A 7,911-nucleotide genomic window follows, 5' to 3' on the forward strand; every position below is an offset into this window, starting at 1 on the left:
TGCTCGAACCGGGACAGAGCACCCGCCGTTGAGCCTCACCGGCACTCCCATAAGAATGGATGTTCGATTTACGTGTCAAGCCGCGCCACGCGGAGCCCACGGACGGCGGCCTTCCTCAGGAGGCCCCGGTGTCACCGTCAGGGACGCCGGTGTCCCCGTCGCGTGGGCGCGGCACGCCGGGCCGCCGGGCCCACAGGCGGCGGGCACGCGTGAACGCCCCCCGGTCGCCTCCGGGGCCCCGGTGGCCGAGCACGCGGGGGTCGTCCGTGACGTCGTACCGCCTCACGTACGCGCCGAGGAACGCCTGGAGGGTGGCGACGGCGGGGATCGCGATCAGCGCGCCGACAGCGCCCAGCAGGGCGGTGCCCGCCACCACCGACCCGAAGGCGACCGCCGGGTGGATGTCGACCGTCCTGGAGGTCAGCTTGGGCTGGAGCACGTAGTTCTCGAACTGCTGGTAGACCACCACGAAGATCAGCACCCACAGCGCGTACCAGGGGGCGACCGTGAAGGCGATCAGCATGGGCAGGGCGCCGGCGAGATAGGTGCCGATGGTGGGGATGAACTGCGACACCAGGCCCACCCACACGGCCAGTACGGGCGCGTAGGGCACCTCGAGGAACTCCAGCAGCACGTAGTGCGCGAGGCCTGAGACGAGTGCCATGAGTCCGCGCGAGTACAGATAACCGCCGGTCTTGATGACGGCGATCTCCCAGGCGCGCAGCACCTCGGCCTGCCGCGCGGGCGGCAGCATGGAGCAGACGGTGCGCCGCAGCCGGGGGCCGTCGGCGGCGAAGTAGAACGAGAACAGGCCGACGGTCAGCAGCTGGAAGAGACCGCCGAGGACCTGCGCGGAGACGTCGAGCACACCGGTGGCGCTGTTCTGGACGTAGTTGCGCAGCCAGTCGGAGCGCAGCAGGCCCTCCTGGATGTCCACCCGCCGCAGCTCGGTGTGGAAGTGCGCGTTGACCCAGTTGATCACGGAGTCGAGGTAGTCCGGGAAATCCTCGACGATCTTGACGATCTGTCCCGCCAGCATGGATCCGAGCAGTGTGACGAAACCCGCCGACGCGACCAGGATGCCCAGGAAGACGAGGAACGTGCCCAGACCCCGGCGCACCCCGCGCGCCGACATCCAGCTCACCGCGGGCTCGACGGCGAGCGCCAGGAAGAACGCGATGAGGATGTTGAGCAGCAGGCCGGTGAGCTGGTGGAAGGCCCAGCTGCCCAGCTGGAACACGGCGATCAGGGCGAGCGCGAGCACCATGGCACGCGGCAGCCAGCGCGGCATGCGGGCGCCGGGCCTGGCCGTGGGGTCCACCGGGGGCCCGGCGGGCGGTGGCGCGCCGGGCATGGTGGGTTGCTGTGCCGTCGGCCCGGTCTCGTCAGTGGCTGCCACGGCTCAAGTCTCACCTACGCGACGGCGGTCGTCCGCCTCCGGGCGGTCACTGTGACGATCAGCGCTTTTCCCGGGGGACGTCCATCGCCGCGCAGATCACCTGCCAGACGTCCTTGGCGTCCCAGCCGGCCGCCAGCGCCTCGTGCACGGTGCGCCCGCCGAGCTCGGACATGACATGGTCGCGCGAGAAGGTGTCGGCGTACGCCGCGCCGAAGTGCTCCGCCATCCGCTCCCAGAAAACCGTCAACCGCATGCCCTCAGTATCCCGCCTGCGGGGGTGGCCCCCGGCCACTGGGCCTGCCGGAGCCGCTTTCCGCCTACGGTCGGTCCCATGGCCGATACCGGAGCTGCCCCACTGCCGCCGACATCCCCGCCGTACGGTGCGCTCGCGCGGGCGGAGTGGTTCGTCCGGCTCACCGCGCGGGTGCTCGAACAGCACCTCTTCGCCCACCACTTCCGCGGCGGCGGGGCCGCTGGGGTGGAGAGGGCGCTGGACGCCTACCGGAACGAGGACGGCGGATACGGCCACGCGCTGGAGCCCGACCTGCGCGGCCCGGTCAGCCAGCCGCTGCACACCGCCCTCGCCCTGCGGGTGATGGACGCCGTGGGGAACTGCGGCGGCCGGCGCGCGGAGGACGTGTGCCGCTATCTGACGTCCGTCTCGACGGCGGACGGGGCGCTTCCGGCGGTCCATCCGAGTCAGCGCGGCTACCCGGCGGCGCCCTTCGTGCCGGTCGTGGACGACCCGCCCGGCGAGCTGCCGGCCACCGGACCGGTGGTGGGGCTGCTGCACCGCAACGCGGTGTGGCACGCCTGGCTGTTCCGTGCCACGGACTTCTGCTGGCAGTCCGTGGAGTCGCTGGAGAAGTCCCACCCCTACGAGATCGAGGCCGCCGTGGCCTTCCTGGACCACGCGCCGGACCACGCCCGCGCGGAGGCCGCCGCCTCGCGGCTGGGCCGCGTGGTGCGCGAGCAGCGGCTCGCGGCCCTCGACCCCGACGACCTGGACGCCTGCCCGGTCGCCCCCGGTTACGCCCCGGGCGAGCACCATTTCCCGCACGACTACGCGCGGACGCCGCGCTCCCTGGCCCGCGCGTGGTTCACCGACGAGGAGATGGCACGCTCCCTGGACTTCCTGGCGGCCGGACAGCGGGAGGACGGGGGCTGGCCCCTCCGCCGGCGGCGGTGGGCGCCGGGCCCGTCCCTGGAGGCCCGTCCGATGGTGACGATCGAGGCCCTGCGCACGCTGGTCGCGTACGGCCGCGCCGTCGACTGAGTGGACACACCACAGGCGCGCCGCTGACCCGGGGCGGGTTCCGCCCACCCCCCGCGCGGGTGCCACTGCGCCCACCCGTGCCGCCCTGGAGGCGTTCGCCAGGCCCACAAGGCCGCTCAACACCCTGCGGAAGGCGCGACCGCCCGCGGTCGCGGCGGCACGACGCCCACAGCGCCGGGCCATCGCGGACCCGCCCCGCACACCGGCGCGCCGACCCGCCCCGCGTAATGGTGCCGACGCGTCTCCGCGCGGCACCACCGGACAGCGTCCGGCCGTCTCACCCGCCCAGCGCCCGCACCCCCGCCGTCACACCGACGGCCGCCGCGACGACGAGCAGGAAGGGGGCACGCAGGATCAGCGCCACGGCCGCGGCCGCCACTCCGGCCGCGCGGGCATCCAGGACCAGAACCTGTCCGTCGGAGAAGGTCTGCTGGGCCGTCAGGGCGGCGAGCAGGGCGACCGGCAGCAGCGCGGCGAGCCGCCGGACCAGAGGCCGTTCCAGGGCCCCGGCGGGCACCAGCAGCCCCGCGAGCTTCACGGCGTAGCAGCCGAGGACGGTCACACCGATCGCGATCCAGATGTTCAACGGTCCTCCTCCGGTACGTCACCACGCGACGCGCTCCTGCGGCCCCGCGCCCACAGGACGGCCGGTGCCGCGAGCGCGGCCACCAGGACCGGCACCCCGGCCGGCAGGACGGGCAGCAGACCGAGACCGAGAAGAACGGCGAGCCCGGCGACGGTCCGCTCGGTGCCGGTCCGCAGCATCGGGGCGAGCAGCGCCAGGAACACCGCGGGACCGGCCGCGTCCAGCCCCCACGCGTCGGTGTCCCCGATCGCCTCCGCGCCCAGGGCGCCGAGCAGCGTGGTGAGATTCCACAGGAGGTACAGGCTGAGCCCGGTCACCACGAACCCGATACGCGCGCTGCGCCGGGTGGGCTGGGCGAGCGACACCGCGGCCGTCTCGTCGATGACCCACTGCGCGGCGAACGGACGCACCGCGCGGGGCAGCGCCAGCAACTGCGACAGACGCAGCCCGTAGAAGGCGTTGCGCACCCCCAGGAAGAGCGCGCCCGCGGCAGCCGTGAACGGGCCCCCACCGGCGGCCAGCGCGCCCACCAGCGCGAACTGGGAGGCACCGGTGAACACCAGCAGGCTGAGCACACAGGTCTGGAGCAGGGTGAGCCCGCTGCCCGCCGAGGTCACTCCGAAGGCGAACCCGGAGAGTCCGACGGCGATCCCGACGCCGAGGGCGTCCCGGACGACGGCGCCGTCGGGCTTCTCTCCCCCGCCGTCATGCCCGTCCCGCCCGTCCCGCCCGTCCCGTACGTCCGCGAGTTCCGCTGTTCGTTCCGCTGCCACGTCCCGGACCGTACGGAAAGGCCGCCGCGCGCGTCTTGTACGTTCTTGCGCTCGCGCTGGTAGGAGCCCGGGGGCACACCGACGATCCGGCTGAAGTGCCGGTTCAGGTGCGGCTGGTCGGTGAACCCGACGGTGAGGGCCGCCTGCGACGGCGCGGTCCCCGCGTCCAGCAGCCGCCGCGCCCGCCGCACCCGCGCGTCGGTGAGCCAGGTGTGCGGCGGCATCCCGTAGGTGTCACGGAACGCGCGCAGCAGGGCGAACGGGCTGGTGCCGAGTTCGGCGGCCAGCCGCTCCAGCGTCGGCGGAGCGGCCATCCGCTCCTCCAGTACGGCACGCGCGCGGGCCGCGAGACGGGCGCCCGCCGTGCGTACCTCGCGTCGTGGCAGCCTCCCGCCGTTCAGCCGCAGCAGCCGGGTCACCGCGACCCGGAGCAGGGTGTCGGCGGCGAGCGCGTTGCCCTCGTCGGTGGCCCGCAGCACCTGGTGCACCAGGTGGACGGTGTACGGGTCGTCGAGGACGGGCATCACGAACCCGGGCGTGCCGCGCAGTGTGGTCGTCTCGGCGGCGATCGCGGCCACCACCTCCGGCGACGGGTACACCGCCCCGTACCGCCATCCCTCGGGGACGCCCGCCCGGCCGGTGTGCGGAGTGTCGGGGTTCACCAGCGCGAGGGACCCGGCACCCGCGTACTGGTCGCCGGCGCCGTGGTGGAAGACCTCCACCCCGTCGGCGATGGCGGCGATCACGAAGTGCTCGTGCGTGTGCCGGACGAACGTCTTCCGTATGTACCGGGCGCGCAGCAGATCGACACCGGGCAGCTCGTCGTACTGCCAGTGCCGCGCACGCTCCTCCCGCTTCTCCGCCATACGGCCATTGTCACGCGGTCCCGACCGCCCCGGCCGGGCGCCCACCGCCCGGTTCGACGCCGATTGTCAGTGGCCGGGTGCACGATGGACGCATGGTCAGCGATCCGCACCGAGCCCTGGACGGCTTCTCCCCCGCGACCCGTGGCTGGTTCACGGGGGCGTTCTCCGCGCCCACCGCCGCGCAGGCCGGTGCGTGGAAGGCCATCGGAGAGGGCTCGGACGTGCTGGTGGTCGCCCCCACCGGCTCCGGGAAGACCCTGGCAGCCTTCCTCGCCGCCCTGGATCAGCTGGCCTCCACGCCACCGCCCGCCGACCCGAAGAAGCGCTGCCGCGTGCTGTACGTCTCGCCGCTGAAGGCCCTGGCCGTCGACGTCGAGCGCAACCTCCGCAGTCCGCTGACCGGGATCCGCCAGGAGTCCGTGCGCCTGGGCCGGCCCGAGCCCGAGGTCAAGGTCGGCATCCGCTCCGGCGACACCCCTCCCGCGGAGCGCCGCGCGCTGGCCACCCGGCCGCCGGACATCCTGATCACCACCCCGGAATCGCTGTTCCTGATGCTGACGTCCGCCGCTCGGGACGCGCTGACGGGCGTGGAGACGGTGATCCTGGACGAGGTGCACGCGGTCGCGGGCACCAAGCGCGGCGCCCACCTGGCGCTCACGCTGGAGCGGCTGGACGAGCTGCTGCCCCGCCCGGCCCGCCGTATCGGCCTCTCGGCGACCGTCCGCCCGGTGGACGAGGTCGCCCGTTTCCTCTCCCCGCGCCGCAGGGTGGAGATCGTGCAGCCCGAGTCGGGCAAGGAGTTCGATCTCTCGGTGGTGCTGCCGGTCGAGGACCTGGGGGAGCTGGGCGGCTCCCCGGTCGCCGACGGTCCGGAGGGTGCCGAGCGCCCGTCGATCTGGCCGCACGTCGAGGAGCGGATCACCGACCTGGTGCAGTCGCACCGCTCGACCATCGTGTTCGCGAACTCCCGCCGCCTCGCCGAGCGCCTGTGCAACCGGCTCAACGAGATCGCCTACGAGCGGGCCACCGGGGAGCCACTGGAGGAGCGCCACTCCCCCGCCGAGCTGATGGGCGGTTCCGGGGCCGCCCAGGGCGCGCCCACCGTCATCGCGCGTGCGCACCACGGCTCGGTGTCCAAGGAACAGCGCGCCCTGGTCGAGGAGGACCTCAAGGCGGGCCGGCTGCCCGCGGTGGTCGCCACCTCCAGTCTGGAGCTGGGCATCGACATGGGCGCCGTCGACCTGGTGATCCAGGTCGAGTCGCCGCCGTCGGTCGCCTCCGGGCTCCAGCGCGTCGGCCGCTCGGGGCACCAGGTGGGCGCGGTCTCCACGGGCGTGGTGTTCCCGAAGTACCGGGGCGACCTGGTGCAGTCGGCCGTGGTCACCGAGCGGATGCGTACCGGAGCCATCGAGTCCCTGAGGGTCCCCGCCAACCCGCTCGACGTCCTGGCCCAGCAGATCGTCGCCATGACCGCCATGGACACCTGGCAGCTCGACGACCTGCTCGCCCTGGTCCGCCGCGCGGCGCCCTTCGCCGCCCTGCCGGAGTCCGCCTTCACGGGCGTCCTGGACATGCTCGCCGGCCGCTATCCGTCCGACGCCTTCGCGGAGCTGCGCCCGCGCGTGGTGTGGGACCGGGTCACGGGCGAGATCACCGGCCGTCCCGGCGCCCAGCGGCTGGCCGTCACCTCCGGGGGCACGATCCCCGACCGGGGTCTCTTCGGGGTGTTCCTCGCGGGCGCCGACCCCGAGAAGGGCGGCGGCCGGGTCGGCGAGCTGGACGAGGAGATGGTGTACGAGTCCCGCGTGGGCGACGTCTTCACGCTCGGCACCAGTTCCTGGCGCATCGAGGACATCACACGCGACCGTGTGCTGGTCTCCCCGGCGCCGGGGGTGCCCGGCCGGCTGCCCTTCTGGAAGGGCGACCAGCTGGGCCGGCCACTGGAGCTGGGCCGCGCGGTGGGCGCCTTCCTGCGCGAGGTGGGCTCGCTGGCCAAGGACGACGCCCGGTTGCGGCTCCTCGCGGCGGGGCTGGACGCCTGGGCCGTGGACAATGTCCTGTCCTACCTCGACGAGCAGCGCGAGGCCTGCGGCCATGTCCCCGACGACCGGACCATCGTCGTCGAGCGCTTCCGTGACGAGCTCGGCGACTGGCGGGTCGTCGTGCACTCCCCGTTCGGCGCCCAGGTGCACGCCCCGTGGGCGCTCGCGCTCGGCGCCCGCCTCTCCGAGCGCTACGGCATGGACGCCCAGGTGATGCACGCCGACGACGGCATCGTGCTGCGGCTGCCGGACGCCGACCTGATGAGCCTCGACCTGCTCGACCAGGACCCGGCGAAGGCCGGCACCGAGTACGACGCGGACCAGGCCCCCCTCGGCGCCGCGGACGTCGTCTTCGACAAGGGAGAGGTCGACCAGGTCGTCACCGACCAGGTGGGCGGCTCGGCGCTGTTCGCGTCCCGGTTCCGCGAGTGCGCCGCCCGCGCGCTGCTGCTGCCGCGCCGCAACCCCGGCCGGCGCACGCCGCTGTGGCAGCAGCGTCAGCGCGCCTCCCAGCTGCTCCAGGTGGCCGGGGAGTTCGGCTCGTTCCCGATCGTCCTCGAAGCGGTGCGCGAATGCCTCCAGGACGTCTTCGACGTTCCCGGACTCGTCGAGCTGATGGGCGACCTGGAGTCCCGCAAGGTGCGCCTGGTGGAGGTCACCACCCCCGAGCCGTCCCCTTTCGCCCGCTCCCTCCTCTTCGGGTACGTCGCCCAGTTCCTCTACGAGGGCGACTCCCCGCTCGCCGAGCGCCGCGCCGCCGCCCTGTCGCTGGACTCCCGGCTGCTCGCCGAGCTCCTCGGCCAGGCGGAGCTGCGCGAACTGCTCGACGCCGAGGTGCTGACCGAGCTGGAGCGCGAGCTGCAGTGGCGCACCGAGGACCGGCGCGTCAAGGACGCCGAGGGCGTGGCCGACCTGCTGCGGCTGCTGGGCCCGCTCACCGACGCCGAACTCGCCGAGCGCGGCGCCGAG

The 7,911-nt window shown here is 73.7% G+C and carries 6 protein-coding genes and 1 pseudogene; 2 read left to right on the forward strand and 5 right to left on the reverse strand.

What is annotated here, in order from left to right; genetic code table 11:
* Positions 1-115: 115 nt before the first annotated feature.
* Positions 116-1,399, reverse strand: a complete 1,284-nt coding sequence (locus B9S61_RS03535) for an AI-2E family transporter (protein WP_181007217.1) — start codon at positions 1,397-1,399, stop codon at positions 116-118.
* 58 nt (positions 1,400-1,457) lie between these two features.
* A complete protein-coding gene (locus B9S61_RS03540) occupies positions 1,458-1,652 on the reverse strand; it encodes a DUF3046 domain-containing protein (protein WP_103540876.1) in 195 nt (64 codons plus the stop codon).
* 78 nt (positions 1,653-1,730) lie between these two features.
* On the opposite strand from B9S61_RS03540, the gene B9S61_RS03545 reads away from it, so the two are divergent.
* Positions 1,731-2,675 (forward strand): hypothetical protein, encoded by a 945-nt coding sequence (locus tag B9S61_RS03545; RefSeq protein ID WP_103540877.1) that lies wholly within the window; start codon positions 1,731-1,733, stop codon positions 2,673-2,675.
* Between the two features lie 277 nt (positions 2,676-2,952).
* Here B9S61_RS03545 and B9S61_RS03550 read toward each other — a convergent pair whose 3' ends face one another.
* The 3 genes and pseudogenes from B9S61_RS03550 to B9S61_RS03560 all read right to left on the reverse strand — a co-directional run.
* A complete protein-coding gene (locus B9S61_RS03550; RefSeq protein WP_103540878.1) occupies positions 2,953-3,261 on the reverse strand; it encodes an AzlD domain-containing protein in 309 nt (102 codons plus the stop codon).
* Complete coding sequence (locus B9S61_RS03555; RefSeq protein ID WP_103540879.1) at positions 3,258-4,034, reverse strand: AzlC family ABC transporter permease; 777 nt, start codon at positions 4,032-4,034, stop codon at positions 3,258-3,260. The genes B9S61_RS03550 and B9S61_RS03555 overlap by 4 nt, the downstream gene beginning before the upstream one ends.
* A gap of 113 nt (positions 4,035-4,147) precedes the next feature.
* Positions 4,148-4,900 (reverse strand): annotated as a pseudogene (locus B9S61_RS03560) (AraC family ligand binding domain-containing protein); the annotation flags it as partial.
* Positions 4,901-4,992: 92 nt separating this feature from the next.
* On the opposite strand from B9S61_RS03560, the gene B9S61_RS03565 reads away from it, so the two are divergent.
* Positions 4,993-7,911: DEAD/DEAH box helicase (locus B9S61_RS03565; protein WP_146064694.1), on the forward strand; the 2,919-nt coding region annotated here is incomplete at its 3' end.

Origin of the sequence: Streptomyces sp. SM1, assembly GCF_002910825.1 — a bacterium.
Lineage (GTDB): Bacteria > Actinomycetota > Actinomycetes > Streptomycetales > Streptomycetaceae > Streptomyces > Streptomyces okerensis.

Coding starts and splice junctions, on each gene's coding strand:
- B9S61_RS03545 (WP_103540877.1), top strand. CDS start 1,731: ATGGCCGATACCGGAGCTGCCCCACTGCCGCCGACATCCCCGCCGTAC.
- B9S61_RS03540 (WP_103540876.1), bottom strand. CDS start 1,652: ATGCGGTTGACGGTTTTCTGGGAGCGGATGGCGGAGCACTTCGGCGCG.